Source organism: Pseudomonas putida, assembly GCF_028682175.1.
GTDB lineage: Bacteria > Pseudomonadota > Gammaproteobacteria > Pseudomonadales > Pseudomonadaceae > Aquipseudomonas > Aquipseudomonas putida_AD.
The window spans coordinates 1-17,637 of the sequence record NZ_JANHKS010000013.1; the positions used below are offsets into that span (position 1 = coordinate 1).

General features: G+C 60.9%; 20 protein-coding genes and 1 pseudogene. 12 read left to right on the top strand and 9 right to left on the bottom strand.

Annotation, left to right across the window (positions count from 1 at the left end):
• Nucleotides 1-58 precede the first annotated feature (58 nt).
• Nucleotides 59-1,009, bottom strand: coding sequence for a MerR family transcriptional regulator (locus NPS29_RS11405; protein WP_274132643.1), 951 nt, complete (start codon nucleotides 1,007-1,009; stop codon nucleotides 59-61).
• Between the two features lie 216 nt (nucleotides 1,010-1,225).
• On the opposite strand from NPS29_RS11405, the gene NPS29_RS11410 reads away from it, so the two are divergent.
• The 6 genes from NPS29_RS11410 to NPS29_RS11435 all read left to right on the top strand — a co-directional run bounded on the left by NPS29_RS11410 (nucleotide 1,226) and on the right by NPS29_RS11435 (nucleotide 4,336).
• On the top strand, nucleotides 1,226-1,786 hold the full coding sequence (locus tag NPS29_RS11410; protein ID WP_274132644.1) for an antibiotic biosynthesis monooxygenase: 561 nt from the start codon (nucleotides 1,226-1,228) through the stop codon (nucleotides 1,784-1,786).
• Between the two features lie 208 nt (nucleotides 1,787-1,994).
• Entirely contained in the window at nucleotides 1,995-2,705 is a 711-nt protein-coding gene (gene folM / locus NPS29_RS11415; RefSeq protein WP_274132645.1) for a dihydromonapterin reductase, read from the top strand.
• A gap of 21 nt (nucleotides 2,706-2,726) precedes the next feature.
• Nucleotides 2,727-3,287, top strand: a complete 561-nt coding sequence (gene folE, locus NPS29_RS11420) for a GTP cyclohydrolase I FolE (RefSeq protein WP_274132646.1) — start codon at nucleotides 2,727-2,729, stop codon at nucleotides 3,285-3,287.
• A 3-nt stretch (nucleotides 3,288-3,290) separates the two neighbouring features.
• Nucleotides 3,291-3,662, top strand: a complete 372-nt coding sequence (gene folX / locus NPS29_RS11425; RefSeq protein ID WP_274132647.1) for a dihydroneopterin triphosphate 2'-epimerase — start codon at nucleotides 3,291-3,293, stop codon at nucleotides 3,660-3,662.
• A 43-nt stretch (nucleotides 3,663-3,705) separates the two neighbouring features.
• Nucleotides 3,706-4,002, top strand: coding sequence for a DUF1244 domain-containing protein (locus tag NPS29_RS11430; RefSeq protein ID WP_274132648.1), 297 nt, complete (start codon nucleotides 3,706-3,708; stop codon nucleotides 4,000-4,002).
• A complete protein-coding gene (locus NPS29_RS11435; protein WP_274132649.1) occupies nucleotides 3,995-4,336 on the top strand; it encodes a HopJ type III effector protein in 342 nt (113 codons plus the stop codon). Before NPS29_RS11430 ends, NPS29_RS11435 begins: the two co-directional genes overlap by 8 nt.
• Before the next feature lie 330 nt (nucleotides 4,337-4,666).
• Here the strand turns inward: NPS29_RS11435 and trxB are convergent, their stop codons facing one another.
• The gene (trxB, locus tag NPS29_RS11440) at nucleotides 4,667-5,629 is read right to left on the bottom strand and encodes a thioredoxin-disulfide reductase (protein ID WP_274132650.1); all 963 of its coding nucleotides are present in this window, start codon (nucleotides 5,627-5,629) and stop codon (nucleotides 4,667-4,669) included.
• A 159-nt stretch (nucleotides 5,630-5,788) separates the two neighbouring features.
• A complete protein-coding gene (locus NPS29_RS11445; protein ID WP_274132651.1) occupies nucleotides 5,789-6,388 on the bottom strand; it encodes a peroxiredoxin in 600 nt (199 codons plus the stop codon).
• A gap of 261 nt (nucleotides 6,389-6,649) precedes the next feature.
• Between NPS29_RS11445 and cysZ the strand changes: the two genes are divergently transcribed.
• Nucleotides 6,650-7,405 carry a sulfate transporter CysZ gene (cysZ, locus tag NPS29_RS11450; RefSeq protein WP_274132652.1) on the top strand — a complete coding sequence of 252 codons (756 nt, stop codon included), beginning with the start codon at nucleotides 6,650-6,652 and terminating at the stop codon, nucleotides 7,403-7,405.
• Between the two features lie 36 nt (nucleotides 7,406-7,441).
• Here the strand turns inward: cysZ and NPS29_RS11455 are convergent, their stop codons facing one another.
• Entirely contained in the window at nucleotides 7,442-8,056 is a 615-nt protein-coding gene (locus NPS29_RS11455; RefSeq protein WP_274132653.1) for a hypothetical protein, read from the bottom strand.
• 175 nt (nucleotides 8,057-8,231) lie between these two features.
• Between NPS29_RS11455 and NPS29_RS11460 the strand changes: the two genes are divergently transcribed.
• Together NPS29_RS11460 and NPS29_RS11465 are read left to right on the top strand one after the other, a co-directional pair.
• Nucleotides 8,232-8,531, top strand: coding sequence for a hypothetical protein (locus NPS29_RS11460; RefSeq protein WP_274132654.1), 300 nt, complete (start codon nucleotides 8,232-8,234; stop codon nucleotides 8,529-8,531).
• A 126-nt stretch (nucleotides 8,532-8,657) separates the two neighbouring features.
• Nucleotides 8,658-9,824, top strand: coding sequence for a glycosyltransferase family 4 protein (locus NPS29_RS11465; protein ID WP_274132655.1), 1,167 nt, complete (start codon nucleotides 8,658-8,660; stop codon nucleotides 9,822-9,824).
• A gap of 185 nt (nucleotides 9,825-10,009) precedes the next feature.
• On the opposite strand, the gene NPS29_RS11470 is transcribed toward NPS29_RS11465, so the two are convergent.
• The 3 genes from NPS29_RS11470 to NPS29_RS11480 form a co-directional block, all read right to left on the bottom strand.
• The gene (locus NPS29_RS11470; RefSeq protein WP_274132656.1) at nucleotides 10,010-11,113 is read right to left on the bottom strand and encodes an NADH:flavin oxidoreductase; all 1,104 of its coding nucleotides are present in this window, start codon (nucleotides 11,111-11,113) and stop codon (nucleotides 10,010-10,012) included.
• A 222-nt stretch (nucleotides 11,114-11,335) separates the two neighbouring features.
• On the bottom strand, nucleotides 11,336-11,818 hold the full coding sequence (locus NPS29_RS11475) for a glutathione peroxidase (protein ID WP_274132657.1): 483 nt from the start codon (nucleotides 11,816-11,818) through the stop codon (nucleotides 11,336-11,338).
• A 121-nt stretch (nucleotides 11,819-11,939) separates the two neighbouring features.
• Nucleotides 11,940-12,425, bottom strand: a complete 486-nt coding sequence (locus NPS29_RS11480; RefSeq protein ID WP_274132658.1) for an FKBP-type peptidyl-prolyl cis-trans isomerase — start codon at nucleotides 12,423-12,425, stop codon at nucleotides 11,940-11,942.
• On the opposite strand from NPS29_RS11480, the pseudogene NPS29_RS11485 reads away from it, so the two are divergent.
• The 3 genes and pseudogenes from NPS29_RS11485 (at nucleotide 12,424) to NPS29_RS11495 (ending at nucleotide 15,908) form a co-directional block, all read left to right on the top strand.
• Nucleotides 12,424-12,758 (top strand): annotated as a pseudogene (locus NPS29_RS11485) (DUF3565 domain-containing protein). The gene NPS29_RS11480 and the pseudogene NPS29_RS11485 overlap by 2 nt on opposite strands.
• Nucleotides 12,759-12,847: 89 nt before the next feature.
• A complete protein-coding gene (pta, locus tag NPS29_RS11490; RefSeq protein ID WP_274132659.1) occupies nucleotides 12,848-14,938 on the top strand; it encodes a phosphate acetyltransferase in 2,091 nt (696 codons plus the stop codon).
• Between the two features lie 70 nt (nucleotides 14,939-15,008).
• Nucleotides 15,009-15,908, top strand: coding sequence for an acyltransferase (locus NPS29_RS11495; RefSeq protein ID WP_274132660.1), 900 nt, complete (start codon nucleotides 15,009-15,011; stop codon nucleotides 15,906-15,908).
• Between the two features lie 165 nt (nucleotides 15,909-16,073).
• Here NPS29_RS11495 and NPS29_RS11500 read toward each other — a convergent pair whose 3' ends face one another.
• Both NPS29_RS11500 and NPS29_RS11505 read right to left on the bottom strand, forming a co-directional pair.
• Entirely contained in the window at nucleotides 16,074-16,772 is a 699-nt protein-coding gene (locus NPS29_RS11500; protein WP_274132661.1) for an OmpA family protein, read from the bottom strand.
• A gap of 111 nt (nucleotides 16,773-16,883) precedes the next feature.
• Nucleotides 16,884-17,522 carry an MBL fold metallo-hydrolase gene (locus tag NPS29_RS11505; RefSeq protein WP_274132662.1) on the bottom strand — a complete coding sequence of 213 codons (639 nt, stop codon included), beginning with the start codon at nucleotides 17,520-17,522 and terminating at the stop codon, nucleotides 16,884-16,886.
• Nucleotides 17,523-17,637 lie beyond the last annotated feature (115 nt).

Genomic DNA, 17,637 nt, shown 5'->3' on the forward strand with positions numbered 1-17,637 from the left:
CGATCTGGCTTGCCGGCGGGGGCGATTGTACGGACGCCCCCGCCGGCAAGCCGTGCTGCTACGTATCGAGTCTGCCCTCCAGAAACCGCTGCAAACGCTCGCGCATCACGGCACCGTCGCTGCCCAGGCAACCGATCGGCGTGTCTTTGATGTCGTCCTGCACCATGTCGGCCATTTCCCCTGCCATCACCATCGGGCAACTCAACCCCAGGCCGAGCTTGAGCAGGCGTCTGGGTTGATAACCGTGGGGTTTGTGGTTGGAAAACAGCACCAGCGCATCGGGGCGAATCCGGCTGCAGACCAAACTCAGTTCCTCCAGCGGCTGGTCGGGAGACAAGACTGTGATCCGCGTGTGTGGCGTCGTCATCAGCAAGGCCGCGACCGACAGTTCAAGCTCGCGGCACATGCCCGGAATCGATGCCAGCAGCACGTGTCGCTCGCGTGCGCCACCATCCCGTTGCAAAAGCCGCAGTGTACGCAGGCGCAGGAAGCCGTCGAAAAACAGCCATTCGCTGATCTGGCCGTATGACTCCTTGCGCGCGGCGAAATCACGCCACACCGGCATCAACACGTTCTCGTAGGCGACCGGCACGGGGTAAACGGCGAACACGCCATCGACCAGTTGATCCAGCAAGGGCTCATCGAACGACGACGCGGCCTGACGCAGCCGGTCCTGCCAGACGCGCTGGCCGCCAGTGTCGATGACACTGCGCGGACCTCGCGCGCGGGCGTCCTGGGTGCGGGTAGCGGCCAGAATCCTGCCAACCTTGCTCACTGCCACGCCCCGTTCGATCCAGCCGGTGATGCGCTGGATCGTGTCGACGTCCTCCTCGGAGTACAGCCGGTGACCGCCCTCGGTGCGCGTCGGTGCAATCAGGCCGTAGCGGCGCTCCCAGGCGCGCAGGGTGATCGGGTTGACCCCCGTGATACGCGACACTTCTCGAATCGGAAGCAGTTGATCGGCGGAAGGCCCCTCAGGAGTCGACGGGGTATCGAGCGAGTGAGCCATGTGGGTACCTGTCGCGACGTCAATAGAGAAGCGCCAATTGTACATCCCGCCCGACCGGGGATCGTCTCCGCCTCTGCGGAAGTTCTGAAATGAAACATGAAATCAGGAATAATCCTTGCTTGCTTCCAGATGAAGCTGACGCGACGCCACCACCCCGGCGCCGCGCCTGTGACTTCCCCCACCCGGGAATCTCACTCGTCTTATTGGAGATACACAATGTCTACCTCACCCGTCACGCTGATGGTTGCCCGTCGCGTCGCCCATGGCCAGTACCAGGAGATGATGAACTGGCTGCGCGAAGGCGAACAACTGGCCACCGACTTTCCCGGCTACCTGGGCTCAGGCGTGCTCGCACCGCCTCCGGGAGACGACGAATTCCAGATCATATTCCGCTTCGCCGATGAAGCCACCATGCACGCTTGGGAGCATTCTGCCTCCAGACGCTCCTGGTTGGTGCGTGGCAGCGGGCTGTTCGCCAAGAACTCCACCCATCGCGTGCGCGGCATGGACGGCTGGTTCGGCGCCGTCGGTCAGCGCCCGCCCCGCTGGAAACAGGCAGTGGCAATCTGGCTGGCGTTCTTTCCGGTTTCATTGATCTTCAACTTCGTGCTCGGCCCGCTGCTGGCGCAGTTCGATCTGGTGCCGCGAATCATGATCAGCACGCTGATCCTTACCCCGCTGATGGTGTTCTGGTTCATTCCGCTTTCCACGTACCTGCTGTCCGGGTGGCTCAACAGCGAGCCGCGCACACCGGTTGCGCCAGTTTCCACACGTTAGCCCCCCGTAGCAGCACGGCTTGCCGGCGTGGCGTACTCACGGTCGCCCCCGCCGGCAAGCCGTGCTGCTACAACGGCAGGTGTGAGCAGGTTGTACAGCTGTGACCATTGCGTTAACTTTGCCTCCAGACGGTCGCTCTTTGATGGCGCAATGAAAGCAATCGGTGCCTGTCGCTTACCTGCCCTCCCCGATCACTGCGCGAGCTACCATGACCTCCTCTCCCGCCCCTGTCCTGATTACTGGCGCCGGCCAGCGCGTCGGGCTGCATTGTGCAGAGCGGTTGCTGGCAGACGGTCAACCGGTGATCTTCAGCTACCGCACCGAGCGCCCCGGCGTGCAGCGGCTCAGGGATCTGGGGGCGATTGCGATGCAGGCCGACTTTTCGTCCCAGGAGTCAGTGATGGCCTTCATCGCCCGCCTCAAGGACACGACCGACCGCCTGCGCGCCATTGTGCACAACGCTTCCGAATGGCTGGCCGAAACCCCGGGCGATCAGGGCGATGCATTCCTGAGCATGTTCAATGTGCACATGCTCGCGCCGTACCTGATCAACCTGCATTGCGCCGAGCTGCTGCAACGCTCGACACCTGCGGACATCATTCACATCAGTGACGACGTGACGCGCAAAGGCAGCAGCAAGCACCTGGCCTACTGCGCCACCAAGGCCGGCATGGAGAACCTGACGCTGTCGTTCGCGGCGAAGTTCGCTCCACATATCAAGGTCAACGGCATCGCTCCGGCCATGCTGATATTCCAACCCGACGACGACGCGCATTACCGCGCGCAAACCCTGGCCAAGTCGGCACTGGGCATCGAACCCGGTGCCGAGGTGATCTACCAGAGCCTGCGCTATCTGCTGGACAGCCCGTACGTCACCGGCACCACAATGACCGTAAACGGTGGACGGCACGTCAAGTAAGCCGCCCCGAGGAACCCTTTGATGACACTGTCACTGCCTGAGCACTATCGTGAAATCCTGGTCGGACTGGGCGAAGACCCACAACGCGAAGGCCTGCTGGATACCCCCAAGCGCGCGGCCAAGGCCATGCAGTACCTGTGTCACGGCTACGAACAGACCCTGGAAGAAATCGTCAACGGTGCGCTGTTCGCCTCCGACAACGACGAGATGGTGATCGTCAAGGACATCGAGCTGTATTCGCTGTGCGAGCACCACCTGTTGCCGTTCATTGGCAAGGCGCATGTCGCCTACATTCCCACCGGCAAGGTACTTGGCCTGTCGAAGATCGCGCGGATCGTGGACATGTACGCCCGCCGCCTGCAAATCCAGGAAAACCTGACCCGGCAGATCGCCGATGCGGTACAGAGCGTGACCAATGCCGCGGGCGTGGCGGTGGTCATCGAAGCGCAGCACATGTGCATGATGATGCGCGGCGTCGAGAAACAGAACTCGACCATGAACACCTCGGTGATGCTGGGTGCATTTCGCGAGTCGAACACGACACGGATGGAATTCCTGCAACTGATCGGACGGAGCAAGTAAGCCATGGCCAGACTCGAACCCGGCACCGCACGCATCCGCGTCAAGGACCTGTGCCTGCGCACCTACATCGGCATCAACGAAGACGAAATCCTCAACAAGCAGGACGTCCTGATCAACCTGACGATTCTGTACGCGGCCCAGGAGGCGGTGCGCGACAACGACATCGACCACGCGCTCAACTACCGCACCATCACCAAGGCGATCATTCAGCACGTCGAGAGCAACCGCTTTGCGCTGCTCGAACGCCTGACCCAAGAGGTGCTGGACCTGGTGATGAGCCATGAGCCGGTTCGCTATGCCGAGGTGGAAGTCGACAAGCCCCACGCCCTGCGCTTTGCCGAGTCGGTGTCGATCACCCTGGCCGCCGAGCGCTAGGCGCCGTTAAAATTCGCATCAATACTTTACACGTGAGCCCGCCATGACCGAGCAACAACGCCTCGAACTCGAAGCCGCCGCCTTCCGCCGTCTGGTCGCGCACCTGGACAGCCGCAAGGACGTGCAGAACATCGACCTGATGAACCTTTCCGGTTTCTGCCGCAACTGCCTGTCCAAATGGTACAAGGCCGCTGCCGACGAGAAGCAGATCGACATCAGCCTGGATGACGCCCGCGAAGTGGTTTACGGCATGCCGTACAGCGAGTGGAAATCCCTTTATCAGAAAGAAGCCAGCGCCGAGCAGCAAGCGGCGTTTGCCAAGGAAAAGAAGCATGACTGACCTGAACACCCTGCGCATGAGCCTCGCATCCGGCGAGCACGTTTTTGCCGACACCCTGGCATTTGTGGCCGAGCATTACGACTACCAGCCGCAAGCGTTCAGCAACGGCCCGGTGGAAAACGCCGCAGGCCAGAACGAAGGTTCGTGCAAGACCCTGGGCCTGGCCGTGCTGGAAGGCTTGAGCGATGAAGAAGCGCTGCTGGCGTTCGGCGAGCACTACCGCTCCGTCGTCGCAACCCCCGAAGGCAGCGACCACGGCAACATCCGCGCACTGATAGCCCACGGTTTGGCCGGCGTGAAGTTTTCAGGCGAACCACTCAAACGCAAGGTGTAACACCCATTGTAGGAGCGCGCTTGCCCGCGATTGCGGTGGGTCAGAAACATTGATGCGATTGACACACAGCCATCGCGGGCAAGCGCGCTCCTACAGGATCAATACCGCCCCGTAGCAGCACGGCTTGCCGGCGGGAGCGATCTTGAGGGCGCCATCGCGAGCAAGCTCACTCCTACAGGATCAACACCACCCCGTAGCAGCACGGCTTGCCGGCGGGAGCGATCTCGAGGACGCCATCGTCCGAATGCGGCCCAGACCAAGCCCGCTCCTACACTGCGAACACAAAAAAAACCGGCTCAATGAGCCGGTTTTTTTGTTTGCAGCAGACAATCAGAACGAGGCGTTCGCCAGACCGTCCAGGTAACGCTCGACATCCAGTGCCGCCATGCAACCTGCGCCGGCGGAGGTGATCGCCTGGCGATACACGTGGTCAGCCACGTCGCCTGCGGCAAACACACCCTCGACACTGGTGGCAGTCGCATTGCCTTCACGGCCACCATTGACGACCATGTAGCCATCTTTCAGCGCGAGCTGGCCTTCGAACAGCGAGGTGTTCGGCGTGTGGCCGATGGCGATGAACACGCCATCGACTTTCAGCTCCGAGAAGCTGCCATCGTTGTTCTTCAGGCGTGCACCGGTGACACCCATGTTGTCGCCCAGCACTTCGTCCAGGTTCGAGTTCAGCTTGAGCTCGATCTTGCCTTCGGCCACACGTGCGTGCAGCTTGTCGATCAGGATCTTCTCGGCGCGGAACGTGTCGCGACGGTGGACCAGGGTCACTTTGCTGGCGATGTTGGCCAGGTACAGCGCCTCTTCCACAGCGGTGTTACCGCCACCGACCACAGCCACTGGCTTGTTGCGGTAGAAGAAACCGTCGCAGGTCGCACAGGCCGAAACACCCTTGCCCATGAACGCTTCTTCGGACGGCAGGCCCAGGTAACGAGCACTGGCGCCGGTCGCGATGATCAGCGCGTCACAGGTGTAGGTGCCGCTGTCGCCCTTGAGGCTGAACGGCTTGCCGGCCAGGTCGACCGCATTGATGTGGTCGAAAATGATCTCGGTCTCGAAACGCTCGGCGTGCTCGCGCATGCGCTCCATCAGCACCGGGCCAGTCAGGCCATGGGGGTCGCCCGGCCAGTTGTCGACTTCGGTGGTGGTGGTCAGCTGACCGCCAGCCTGCATGCCGGTGATCAGCAGCGGTTTGAGGTTGGCGCGTGCCGCATAGACCGCAGCGCTGTAACCGGCAGGGCCGGAGCCGAGAATAATCACTCGGGAATGACGTACATCGGACATGACACACTCCTATTGACCGGCCAACGTTTACCTGTGGTCGGAGTTACAGTTTTCGAACCGGCGAACCGGTGCATCTATTAGGGACGGAGCACGGCTCGCATTGGCTCGTGCCCCTTCCTGAAAAATCTGGATGCTGCGGCTCACACCGCAGCAAGGGTATTACAGGCTCTTGGCGTTTTCAGCCAGGTAGTCGGCAACGCCCGAAGCGTCAGCCTTCATGCCTTTCTGGCCCGGACGCCAGCCAGCAGGGCAGACTTCGCCGTGCTGTTCGGTGAACTGCAGGGCTTCGACCAGACGCACCATGTCGTCTACGTCGCGACCCAGCGGCAGGTTGTTCACGACCTGGTGCTGAACCACGCCATTCTGGTCGATCAGGAACGAACCGCGCAGCGCAACGCCGTCTTCGTGTTCGATACCGTAAGCGCGAGTGATCTCGTGCTTGATGTCGGCAACCATGGTGAACTGGACCGGGCCAATGCCGCCCTTTTCAACCGGGGTGTTGCGCCATGCGGCGTGGGTGAAGTGCGAGTCGACGGAAACGCCGACCACTTCTACGCCCAGGTCGCGGAATTTAGCGATGCGGTTGTCGTGCGCGATGATTTCCGACGGGCATACGAACGTGAAGTCCAGAGGCCAGAAGAACAGCACGACGTATTTGCCACGCAGGGAAGACAGCTGGAAGCTGTCGACGATCGAACCGTCACCCAGGACTGCCGCTGCGGTGAAATCAGGGGCTTGTTTGTTTACCAGAACGCTCATTACGACTCCTTCGAGGTTCAAAGTGAATGGGAATAGGTCTAAAAGTTGCCCGCAAGCTTATCGGGGCGGGGAAGATTAAGGAAATATCGATTCACAATCCAGTTCATAGACAGCACCTATTCCGACAAAGCGTGTCGCAAGCCTTGTGGATAGACTTTATCCCCAGCAGATTGTTTCGGCGAATGTCGCCGCGCTGATCCAGCTTCCGCGCCCGACGCAAAGCCGGTAAGGTCGGCGCGACTTCAACACTCGGAGGCCCTTATGCCCGCACCCGCCCTTTCCGGCCCGCAATACCTGCGTGAAGGCTTGAAACTGGTTCTAAGCCCGAGCCTGCGCCTGTTCGTGCTGCTGCCGCTGACCATCAACCTGGTGCTGTTCAGCGCGCTCATCTACTTTGCCGGCCACGAGTTCAGCCTGTGGGTCGATTCGTTCATGCCCACGCTGCCCAGCTGGCTGAGCTTCCTGAACTACATCCTATGGCCCCTTTTCGTGGTGCTGGTGGTGCTCATGGTGTTCTTCACCTTCACCATGATCGCCAACGTCATTGCCGCGCCGTTCAACGGCTTTCTCGCGGAAAAGGTCGAGGTGGTCGTGCGTGGCACCGACGACTTCCCGGCCTTCAGCTGGGGTGAACTGGTGGCGATGGTCCCGCGCACCTTCGGCCGGGAGATGCGCAAACTGGGCTACTTCCTGCCCCGCGCCATCGGGCTGTTCATCCTCTCGTGGATCCCGGTGGTGAACATCATCGCCGCGCCACTGTGGCTGCTGTTCGGCGTGTGGATGATGGCCATCCAGTACATCGACTACCCCGCCGACAACCACAAGATGAGCTGGCAAGACATGCTCGCCTGGCTGCGCGCCAAACGCTGGCAGAGCATGAGCTTCGGCGGCATCGTCTATCTGGTGCTGCTGATCCCGGTGGTCAACATCCTGATGATGCCGGCAGCGGTGGCGGGGGCGACGTTGTTCTGGGTGAGGGAGCGTGGGGCTGAAACTCTGGTATCGCAGCCGAGCTGACGGAAAGAGGGCCTCTGATGGGGCCCTCGTCTTGATCTATTGACGGGCTGAGTTCATGTCGATTGCGATGGAAAGCCCGACACCCCAATAGATGACTCCGATGAACATCCACAGTTTGTTCGAGACCGTAAACCCGCTGTTGCGAAGACCGTCTGGGTGGTCATCCAGCTGGTTCATGAAAGTCTGTACCCTGCGCACGATCAGGCACTGCAGCAGCAGCGGTACAACGGACATCCTGACCAGGGTAATGACGCCAAAACCCGTGAAAGGCTCCCCGCGCAGCGCCTGGATCAACCCCTTCATGAACCCGATGGTGTGAGGCACGGACGCGAGCAAAATCATCCCCGCACCAGAAGCAGCCCAGTAGGGCATTGCGCCCTTGCCTTGAGCCTTGAGCAGCCCGTCGACCTTGTAGAAAAGCGAAGGCAGATAGAAAAGCCCGAATAGCGTACGCGCAACTGGCCATATCGACCTTCCGGAATGCGCCTTGTAAGCCGACCAGTTCTTGAAGCACCAATAGATGCCGTACAGGCCCGAGGTGACGATCAACATGATGGTCAGCTTGTCGGGCGACACGATAAAAAACGGCGCACCCTTCTTGGGTGGATCCGTCAGGCTTGCAGCAGGCGGCGTATAAAAGACGTCAGACACATCGTTCCCTCGGTGAGTTGAGTGTCGAGCATCCTAGCGGCGAAAACGTGCTTTTAATCACCATCAGAAAAATCAAGAACAGTCCTACAACACTCTTCCATACATCCCACAAACGACCTGTTCAACGATGGACAGGCCCACTTCGGGCGCTTTCCTTATCGGGGGTGTCATGTCCATGGAATCCAACAGAGTAAACCCGTCCAACCCGCCCACATCCACACTGCTCAAGCAAAAGCCCAAACCCGAGCCCAATGCACCCAAATTCATGCAGGCACTGGCCGACGCCGTGGAAAAGGTATCGTCCAGAACCCTCCAGCCGGAACCGGCCAGCCTCTCAAGGCAGGTGAAGCCGCGTTCGCACCTGGAACTGGTCAGCCTCAACCCGGTCCAGACCCATTACATCCCGCAAGCGTCTGCGCTGGAAAAAGTGGGCAAGTCGCGGATCGTGCCGTTTGTGACAGGAAACGGGATTTGAAGCCGGCTGCATGATCAGCCGGTCGCGGGCGGATCCATAACAGATTCGCCCGCCACCCGACCGCCGTCACAAATCCATCATTCAACCGCCACACAAGCGCAACGCAGGCCTCTGAAACTTGCTGTCATGAGTAAATCCCTGCGCATTACCCTGATCACCGAAACCTACGCGCCTGAAATCAACGGTGTGGCCAACACATTGAGCCGGCTGTGCGATGGTTTGCGCACCCGTGGGCATCGGGTCGAGGTGATTCGGCCGCGTCAGAGTGACGACGAGTTGCGGGCTGCGGGGGAGGATCTGATGTTGTGTCGCGGCTGGCCGATTCCGGGGTATCCGGGGTTGCAGTGGGGGCAGTCGTCGATGCACAAGCTGTTGCGACGCTGGCAGCGTAACCGGCCTGACGTGCTGTACATCGCTACCGAGGGCCCGCTGGGGTTGTCAGCGTTGCGTGCGGCCCGGCGGTTGCGCATTGCGATTGTCAGTGGCTTTCACACCAACTTTCAGCAATACACGCGCACGTACGGGCTGGGGTTCATTACGCGGATCCTGACCAGTTACCTGCGCTGGTTTCACAACCGTTCCAACGCCACGCTGGTGCCGAGTGTCAGCCAGAAGACCGAGCTTGAACGGCGCGGTTTCGAGCGCCTGGAGTTGCTGTCGCGGGGGGTGGATTGCCAGTTGTTTCACCCTTCGAAGCGTTCGAATTTTCTGCGTGAAGCCTGGGGCCTCGAACCGGGTGACACGGCGGTGGTGCACGTCGGGCGCCTGGCGCAGGAGAAGAACCTGGGGCTGCTCAAGAACAGCTTCGAGAAGCTGGTCGATGCCTATCCCGACAAGAAGCTCAAATTGGTGATCGTCGGCGACGGCCCCATGCGTGCACCGCTGGAGCAGCAACTTCCCGATGCCATCTTCTGTGGCACACAGCGTGGTGAGGCGCTGGCGGCGCACTATGCGTCGGGCGATCTGTTCCTGTTCCCCAGCCTGACGGAAACCTTCGGCAACGTGGTGCTCGAAGCCCTCGCCTCGGGGTTGGGGGTGGTGGCCTACGACGAGGCCGCAGCGGCGCAGCACATCCGCCATGGCCACAACGGCGCGCTGGCGATGCCTGGAGATGAGGAAGGGTTTATCGACGCGGCGTGCTGGATGCTCGAAGACGAAGAAAACCTGCGCCGAGTTCGTTTGAACGCTCGGCAACACGCCAGCCGCCAGGGCTGGGCAGGCATCATCGATGCATTCGAGGGTTATCTGCGCCACGCGAGCGAGACGCGCGATGGGGTGATACTGGGCGTTTGAGCCCGGCAAACCGGAATGTGGAATAAGCTTTTGTGGGAGCGGGCTAGCCCGCGAAGGCGGTGGTAAGCCACCCTCGCTGCATCAGGTCTGACCCATTCGCGGGCAAGCCCGCTCCCACAGAGTTCTGGCGGCTCGGCCTCAGGTACATACCTGTAAACCTTGACCGCCATGAGCGCATTTACGGGTTACTCAAGCTTGCCCAAGGCATCGCGGCTGAACGGCAGGATGTCTTCCTCGCGACCGTCACGCACTTTCACCGCCCAGTCCGGATCTACCAGCAGGGCACGCCCCACCGCCACCAGATCGAACTCCTCTTCCCCCAGACGTTTGAGCAGGTTCTCAAGGCTTGCAGGCTGGGCGACCTTGTCGGTCTTGACCATGAACTGCAGAAACTCGCCATCGAGCCCTACGCTGCCCACAGTAATGGTCGGCTTGCCGGTGAGTTTGCGGGTCCAGCCAGCCAGGTTCAGGTCGGAACCTTCGAACTCAGGCTCCCAGAAACGCCGTGTCGAGCAGTGGAAAATGTCCACGCCTGCGTCAGACAGTGGCTTGAGGAATGCCCCCAGCGCTTCCGGGGTCTGCACCAGGCGTGCCGTGTAGTCCTGCTGCTTCCATTGGGAGTAGCGGAAGATAATCGGAAATTCAGGGCCGACCGCGGCGCGCACAGCCTTGATCAGCTCGATGGCGAAGCGCGAACGCTGGGCAAGGTCGCCGCCGTACTCATCGGTGCGCTGGTTAGTGCCTTCCCAGAAGAACTGGTCGACGATGTAACCGTGGGCGCCATGGATTTCCACGCCGTCCATGCCGATGTCCTGCGCGTCTTTGGCAGCCTGGGCGAAGGCGGCGATGACTTCAGCGATGTCCTGCTTGCTCATGCCGTGGACGACGACGTTGCCGTCCTTGAGTTTTTCAGTCGGGCCATAGGCCGGAACCGTGCCGTCGGGCTCGGTGCCCAGCCGGCGCACAGCACCCACGTGCCAGAGTTGCGGGACGATCTTGCCGCCTTCAGCATGAACCGCCTCGACCACTTTCTTCCAGCCGGCCAGCGCTGCCTCGCCGAAGAATTGCGGCACGTTAGGGTAGCCGTTGGAGGCCTTGTGCCCGACTGTGGTGCCTTCAGTGATGATCAGCCCTACGCCTGCGGCTGCACGGCGACGGTAGTACTCGATAACGCCAGCATTGGGAACGCCGCCCGGGGAGAACGAACGAGTCATCGGCGCCATCACCACGCGCGTCGGCAACTCCAGGCTGCCCATGTGGAACGGTTTGAACAAGGCTTTGACTGGCATGCAAGCGTCCTCGGCTAAGAAAATATTATTGAGATAATACAGAATGAGCCGAGGATGACACGATGCAAAGCACTATTGATTTGAGTGATTAAGGTTTAGAAGAAGAGAGCGTGTACATGTAGGAGTGAGCTTGCTCGCGATACGTCAGATCAGACACTGCAAGGGTGTCCTTGAGACCGTAATCGCGAGCAAGCTCACTCCTACAGGGAATTGTGTCGACGATCAATGCAGCGCTTTTTCAATCGCCTGAATCACCGCTGGGTCATCCGGCGTGGTACGTGGCGAGAAACGAGCCAGCACGCGGCCGTCCTGCCCGACCAGAAACTTCTCGAAATTCCAGGTGATGTCCCCCGGAAACTCGGCGCCTTCGCCGGCCAGCATCTGGTACAGCCTGTGGCGGTGAGGGCCGTTGACTTCAAGCTTGTCGCCCAGCGGGAAGGTCACGCCGTAGTTGAGCGAGCAGAATGACTGGATTTCTTCCTGGGTACCTGGCTCCTGCCCGGCGAACTGGTTGCACGGCAAGCCCAGCACGCTGAAGCCTTTGTCCTTGTACTGCTGGTAGAGGTTTTCCAGCGCAGCATATTGTGGCGTGAGGCCACATTTGGAGGCCACGTTGACCACCAGAACCACTTTGCCCTTCAGGGGCGCGAGAGGCAGTTCCTGGCCATCCAGAGCTTTTAATTTCAGGTCGTGAAATATACTCATGACGAACTCCCCTAAGGACCATTGGCCGAAAAAGGCGCCCTGTCAGGTCGCGAAAACAAGAACGGTTTTCACAAGACCCGCGAGGACGCCTGGCCAGCTAAATGAAGCTTAGCAGGACAAATCAGTGGTGATGGCCACCTTCGCCATGCACGTGACCGTGGGCGACTTCTTCCTGGCTTGCGTCACGAATGGCAACGATCTTCACCTGGAAGTGCAGGCGCTGGCCGGCCAGTGGGTGGTTGCCGTCGACAGTCACGTCGTCGCCGTCCAGGTCACGGATGGTGACGATCTGCATCTGGCCGTCCGGAGCGGAAGCGTGGAACTGCATGCCGACTTCCAGCTCGTCGACGCCTTCGAACATGCTGCGGTTCAGGGTGCTGACCAGTTCGGCAGAGTATTCGCCGTAGGCGTCTTCAGGCTCGATGGAGACCTTCAGCTCGTCGCCGACGTCCTTGCCTTCCAGTGCCTTTTCCAGACCCGGAATGATGTTGCCTGCACCTTGCAGGTAAACCAGCGGCGCGCCGCCGGCGGAGCTGTCGATGACCTCACCAGCGTCGTTGGTCAGGGTATAGTCAATGGAGACAGCCTTGTTGGCGGCGATCGGCATGGGGCAAGACCTTTTGCAAAATAGAGATAAGAGCGAACAAGTCTAACCAAGCACTCGCGCGAAAGCGAACGCAACTCAGACGGACGGCCCCGATTGCACGACACCCCATTGCCTATGAGCGACACCACCATTATCGGCTTTCGTCAGGACGAGGACGGCCACTGGATCGTGGAGCTCTCGTGCGGGCATACCCAGCATCTGCGCCACCAGCCTCCGTGGCAGTCACGGGAGTGGGTGCTCGATGCCCGCCTGCGCCAGGAAAAAATAGGTCAATCCTTTCGCTGCGGCTGGTGCGCGCAGGGGGCAGTTGACGATAACCTTGTGCCCCGTTGAGACGCTGCGACTGAACAGCGTCCGGTTTTTCGGTTCATCGGCACAACGTGATGCCATGACCATTGCACGCTCACTTTCGAGAAGCCCGCATGCAGACTTTTTTTATCGCGCCCACAGACTTCGGTGTGGGTTTGACGTCTATCAGCCTGGGGCTGGTGAGAACCCTGGAGCGCGCCGGACTCAAAGTCGGCTTTTTCAAACCCATTGCCCAGCCGCATCCCGGCGACCTGGGGCCTGAGCGTTCGACCGAACTGGTCGCCCGCACCCATGGCCTGCGCCCGCCCAAGCCGCTGGCTCTGGGCCATGTCGAACGGATGCTCGGTGAAGGCCAGCTCGACGAGTTGCTGGAAGAAATCATCAACCTCTATCAGGAGGCTTCGGTTGGCCGCGACGTGCTGATCGTCGAAGGCATGGTGCCCACCCGCAGCGCCAGCTACGCCGCACGGGTCAACCTGCACATGGCCAAGGCACTGGATGCCGAGGTGATCCTGGTGTCGGCGCCCGAGAATGAAGTGCTGACCGAGCTTTCCGGTCGCGTCGAGCTACAGGCCCAGATGTTCGGCGGCCCGAAGGACCCGAAAGTGCTCGGCGTGATTCTCAACAAGGTGCGCACCGACGAGAGCATGGAAGCCTTCTCCGCACGGCTCAAGGAGCATTCGCCCTTGCTGCGCAGCGGTGATTTCCGCCTGCTGGGCTGCATCCCGTTCCAGGCCGACCTGAACGCTCCGCGCACCCGAGACGTGGCCGAGCTGCTGGGCGCCCAGGTCATCAATGCGGGTGATTATGAAACGCGGCGCATGTCGAAAATCATCATCTGCGCCCGCACCGTGCTCAACACCCTGCAGTTGCTCAAGCCGGGCGTACTGGTGGTGACGCCGGGGGATCGCGACGACATCATCCTGGCGGTGAGCATGGCGACCATGAACGGTGTGCCACTGGCCGGCCTGCTGCTGACCAGCGACACCCTGCCCGATCCGCGCCTGATGGAGTTGTGTCGCGGCGCGCTGCAGGCCGGCTTGCCGGTGCTGTCGGTGAGCACCGGCTCATACGACACGGCCAACCAGCTCAATCAGTTGAACAAGGAAATCCCCATCGATGACCGCGAGCGTGCGGAGATCATCACCGACTTCGTCGCCAGCCATCTGGACGCCAACTGGCTGCACCAGCGCTGTGGCACGCCGCGTGAGATGCGCCTGTCGCCTGCGGTTTTCCGTTACCAGTTGATTCAGCGTGCACAGAACGCCAACAAGCGCATCGTCCTGCCCGAAGGCGCCGAGCCCTTGACCGTGCAGGCTGCGGCGATCTGCCAGGCCCGTGGCATCGCCCGCTGCGTGTTGCTGGCCAAGCCGCAAGAGGTGCACGCCGTCGCTCGCGCCCAGGGCATCGAACTGCCCCCGGGCCTTGAGATTCTCGACCCGGATGAAATCCGCGAGCGCTACGTGGCGCCGATGGTCGACCTGCGCCGCGCCAAAAACCTCAACGCGCCCATGGCCGAGCAGCAACTGGAAGACCCGGTGGTGATCGGCACCATGATGCTGGCACTCGACGAGGTGGATGGCCTGGTGTCGGGGCTGGTGCACTCCACCGCCAACACCATCCGCCCGGCCTTGCAGCTGATCAAGACGGCGCCGGGTTGCACCCTGGTGTCGTCAGTGTTTTTCATGCTGTTTCCCGAGCAGGTGCTGGTCTACGGCGACTGCATCATGAACCCGCACCCGACGGCTCGTGAGCTGGCGGAAATCGCCGTGCAGAGCGCCGATTCGGCGGTGGCCTTCGGCCTCTCGCCACGGGTGGCGATGATCAGCTATTCGAGCGGCAACTCAGCCAGCGGCGAAGAAGTGGAAAAGGTCCGCGAGGCAACCCTGCTGGCCCAGGAAACCCAGCGCGGGCTGCTGATCGACGGCCCGTTGCAATACGATGCCGCCGCCAACGAGAACGTCGCCCGGCAACTGGCGCCGGACAGCCCCGTGGCCGGTCGCGCCAACGTGTTCGTGTTCCCCGACCTGAACACCGGCAACACCACCTACAAGGCTGTGCAGCGCAGTGCCGATTGCGTAAGCCTGGGCCCGATGCTGCAAGGCTTGCGCAAGCCGGTCAACGACCTGCCGCGCGGTGCCCAGGTGGACGACATCGTCTACACCATCGCCCTCACCGCCATTCAGGCTGCAACCCTGCCTTAATAGACGTCATTCACAATAACGCCGCCGGGAACTCACCGGCGGCCGCCTTGCCTCTGGAGTTCGATCCATCATGGATTTCTTGCCCGCCCCCTTGCGCGGCGTCATCGCCTCGCTGCTGTTGGCGCTCAACACGATTGTCTGCTGCACGCCACTGTTCATCGTCGCGATCTTCAAACTGTGCCTGCCCTTCCCCGCCGCACAAAAAGTCACCGACTGGCTCATGAGCCACATCCATGAAGCCTGGGTCGGCAACAACAATGCGTGGATCAATCTGCTGGGCCGCACCCGCTGGCACCTGAGCGGGCTGGAGCGCCTGGATTATCAGCACTCGTACCTGGTGACCAGCAACCACCAGAGCTGGGTCGACATCATGGTGCTGCAGTACGTGCTCAATCGGCGCATTCGCCCGCTCAAGTTCTTTCTCAAGCAGGAGCTGATCTGGGTCCCGGTGATCGGCCTCGCCTGGTGGGCGTTGGGCTTTCCGTTCATGAAGCGTTACAGCAAAGCTTATCTGGCGAAACATCCGGAAAAGAAAGGCAAGGACCTGGAAACCACCCGCCGCACCTGCGCCAAGTTTCGCAACAACCCGGTGGGCATCTTCAACTTCGCCGAAGGCACGCGTTTCACCCAGGCCAAGCACGCCCAGCAGGGCTCGCCATTCCGCTACCTGCTCAAGCCCAAGGCCGGCGGCATCGCATTCGTGCTCGACGCCATGGGTGAACAACTGCAATCACTGGTCAACGTGACCATTCATTACCCGTCCGGGCAGCCCGGTTATTGGGACCTGTTGTGCGGCAGGGTTCGTCAGGTGGTTGCGCACTTTGAAGAGGTGCAGATCCCTGCGCAGTTCATCGGCAAGAGCTACGACCAGGACGAAGCCTATCGCCTTGAATTCCAGCAGTGGATCAACCAGCTGTGGGAAGAAAAGGACGCGTTGCTGGGGCAGATGCATGAGCGGTATTCGGCTTAAGCCTTGATACGGCCCTGTAGGAGTGAGCTTGCTCGCGATTGCGTCGCGTCAGTCAGCGCATTTGTCACCGACGAACCGCTATCGCGAGCAAGCTCACTCCTACAGGTTTCATGCGCCCAATAAAAAACCCCGGCACAGGCCGGGGTTCTTGTGACAAGCAGCTGATTACTGCTGCTGGTACTGCTGGCCAGGAATCGGCTTGAGGTTGACCTCGACACGACGGTTCTGCGCACGGCCATTGACGTCGGCGTTGCTGGCAATCGGAGAGTCCGGGCCTGCACCGCGTACCGACAGGTGGGAAGCATCCACACCCTGGGACGTGAGGTAAGTCGCCACGCTCTGGGCGCGCTGCTGGGACAGGTCCATGTTGTGCTGGCGGCTGCCGGTGCTGTCGGTGTAGCCGACGATCTCGATCACGTTCTGGTTGTACTGCTTGAGCGAACCGGCAAGGTTGTTCAGCGGCGAGTAGAAGCTGCTGGCAATGGCCGACGAGTCGGTGGCAAAGGTGATGTTGCCTGGCATTACCAGTTTGATGTTGTCGCCTTCACGCTGCACCTGAACGCCAGTGTTGGCCATGCTCGCGCGCAGTGCGGCTTCCTGTTTGTCAGCGTAGTAGCCATAACCGGCCGAAGCGGCACCCACGACAGCAGCACCGATCAGTGCACCCTTGCCACGGTTATTGTGGTCGATGGCAGCGCCGGCGACAGCACCGGCCAGTGCGCCGAGGCCACCGTATTTGGCGGTCTTGCTCATGCCGCCGGAATTCTGTGCCTGCCCCTGATTGTCATATGGATTCTGCGATGCGCAACCAGACAGCATGGCAAGTGCGGTGGCAGCGATGATCAAACGGCGGGAAGTGAACATCAAGGAGAGCTCCTGTTTTGCTTTTCTTTGGCATAGCGGCCAAAGGCCGGGCCATGTGCGCGATTAGAGCACGGAGGCGGTCAAAAATTCCTTAACCCGACCTGAACAGTTTCACGCCCTGACGAAAGGGTTCTCGCGCATCTCATCGCCAAGCCGCGTATCAGGGCCGTGCCCTGCGACAACCGTCGCGTCTTCATCAAGGGTATACAGCCGCTCCTTGATCGAACGCACGATGGTCGCCTCATCGCCACCCCACAAATCGGTGCGCCCCACGCCGCGTTTGAACAGGGTATCCCCGGCAATCAACAGCCCCGCGTCCTCGAACCAGAAACTCATCGACCCCGGCGTATGCCCCGGCGTGTGCAACGCCACCCCGCAACCGCAGGCCAGCTGCTCTTCGTGCTCCAGCCAGCGATCCGGCGGCGGCACAGGAACATACGGCACACGAAACACCTGACACTGGGTTTCGAGGTTATCCCACAGGAACTGATCCTCTTTATGCAGGTGCAAGGTCGCGCCGGTCTTCTCCTTCAACTGCCCCGACGCCAAGAAATGATCCAGGTGCGCATGGGTGTGAATGATGCTCACGACCTTGAGCCCATGGGCCTCGAGCCTGGCGAGAATCAACTCATGATTGCCGCCCGGATCAACGACGATGGCCTGGTTGGTGATCGGATCGCCGATGATCGTGCAGTTGCACTGCAACGGGCCGACGGGGAAGGTTTCGCGGATGAGGGTGTTGGGGGGCATGATTGTTCCTGTGAGTGCAGTGAAGCATCGTGACGCATTCGCGGACTGTATTAGATGCCAAATCTGCAGGCAAATACGGAGATCTCCTACGTCTGCCACCATTGTCGGCGATGTA

Excerpts from the sequence above, each read along its gene's own strand:
- NPS29_RS11405 (WP_274132643.1), bottom strand. The coding sequence starts at position 1,009 with ATGGCTCACTCGCTCGATACCCCGTCGACTCCTGAGGGGCCTTCCGCC.
- NPS29_RS11410 (WP_274132644.1), top strand. The coding sequence starts at position 1,226 with ATGTCTACCTCACCCGTCACGCTGATGGTTGCCCGTCGCGTCGCCCAT.
- folM (WP_274132645.1), top strand. The coding sequence starts at position 1,995 with ATGACCTCCTCTCCCGCCCCTGTCCTGATTACTGGCGCCGGCCAGCGC.
- folE (WP_274132646.1), top strand. The coding sequence starts at position 2,727 with ATGACACTGTCACTGCCTGAGCACTATCGTGAAATCCTGGTCGGACTG.
- folX (WP_274132647.1), top strand. The coding sequence starts at position 3,291 with ATGGCCAGACTCGAACCCGGCACCGCACGCATCCGCGTCAAGGACCTG.
- NPS29_RS11430 (WP_274132648.1), top strand. The coding sequence starts at position 3,706 with ATGACCGAGCAACAACGCCTCGAACTCGAAGCCGCCGCCTTCCGCCGT.
- NPS29_RS11435 (WP_274132649.1), top strand. The coding sequence starts at position 3,995 with ATGACTGACCTGAACACCCTGCGCATGAGCCTCGCATCCGGCGAGCAC.
- trxB (WP_274132650.1), bottom strand. The coding sequence starts at position 5,629 with ATGTCCGATGTACGTCATTCCCGAGTGATTATTCTCGGCTCCGGCCCT.
- NPS29_RS11445 (WP_274132651.1), bottom strand. The coding sequence starts at position 6,388 with ATGAGCGTTCTGGTAAACAAACAAGCCCCTGATTTCACCGCAGCGGCA.
- cysZ (WP_274132652.1), top strand. The coding sequence starts at position 6,650 with ATGCCCGCACCCGCCCTTTCCGGCCCGCAATACCTGCGTGAAGGCTTG.
- NPS29_RS11460 (WP_274132654.1), top strand. The coding sequence starts at position 8,232 with ATGGAATCCAACAGAGTAAACCCGTCCAACCCGCCCACATCCACACTG.
- NPS29_RS11465 (WP_274132655.1), top strand. The coding sequence starts at position 8,658 with ATGAGTAAATCCCTGCGCATTACCCTGATCACCGAAACCTACGCGCCT.
- NPS29_RS11470 (WP_274132656.1), bottom strand. The coding sequence starts at position 11,113 with ATGCCAGTCAAAGCCTTGTTCAAACCGTTCCACATGGGCAGCCTGGAG.
- NPS29_RS11475 (WP_274132657.1), bottom strand. The coding sequence starts at position 11,818 with ATGAGTATATTTCACGACCTGAAATTAAAAGCTCTGGATGGCCAGGAA.
- NPS29_RS11480 (WP_274132658.1), bottom strand. The coding sequence starts at position 12,425 with ATGCCGATCGCCGCCAACAAGGCTGTCTCCATTGACTATACCCTGACC.
- pta (WP_274132659.1), top strand. The coding sequence starts at position 12,848 with ATGCAGACTTTTTTTATCGCGCCCACAGACTTCGGTGTGGGTTTGACG.
- NPS29_RS11495 (WP_274132660.1), top strand. The coding sequence starts at position 15,009 with ATGGATTTCTTGCCCGCCCCCTTGCGCGGCGTCATCGCCTCGCTGCTG.
- NPS29_RS11500 (WP_274132661.1), bottom strand. The coding sequence starts at position 16,772 with ATGTTCACTTCCCGCCGTTTGATCATCGCTGCCACCGCACTTGCCATG.
- NPS29_RS11505 (WP_274132662.1), bottom strand. The coding sequence starts at position 17,522 with ATGCCCCCCAACACCCTCATCCGCGAAACCTTCCCCGTCGGCCCGTTG.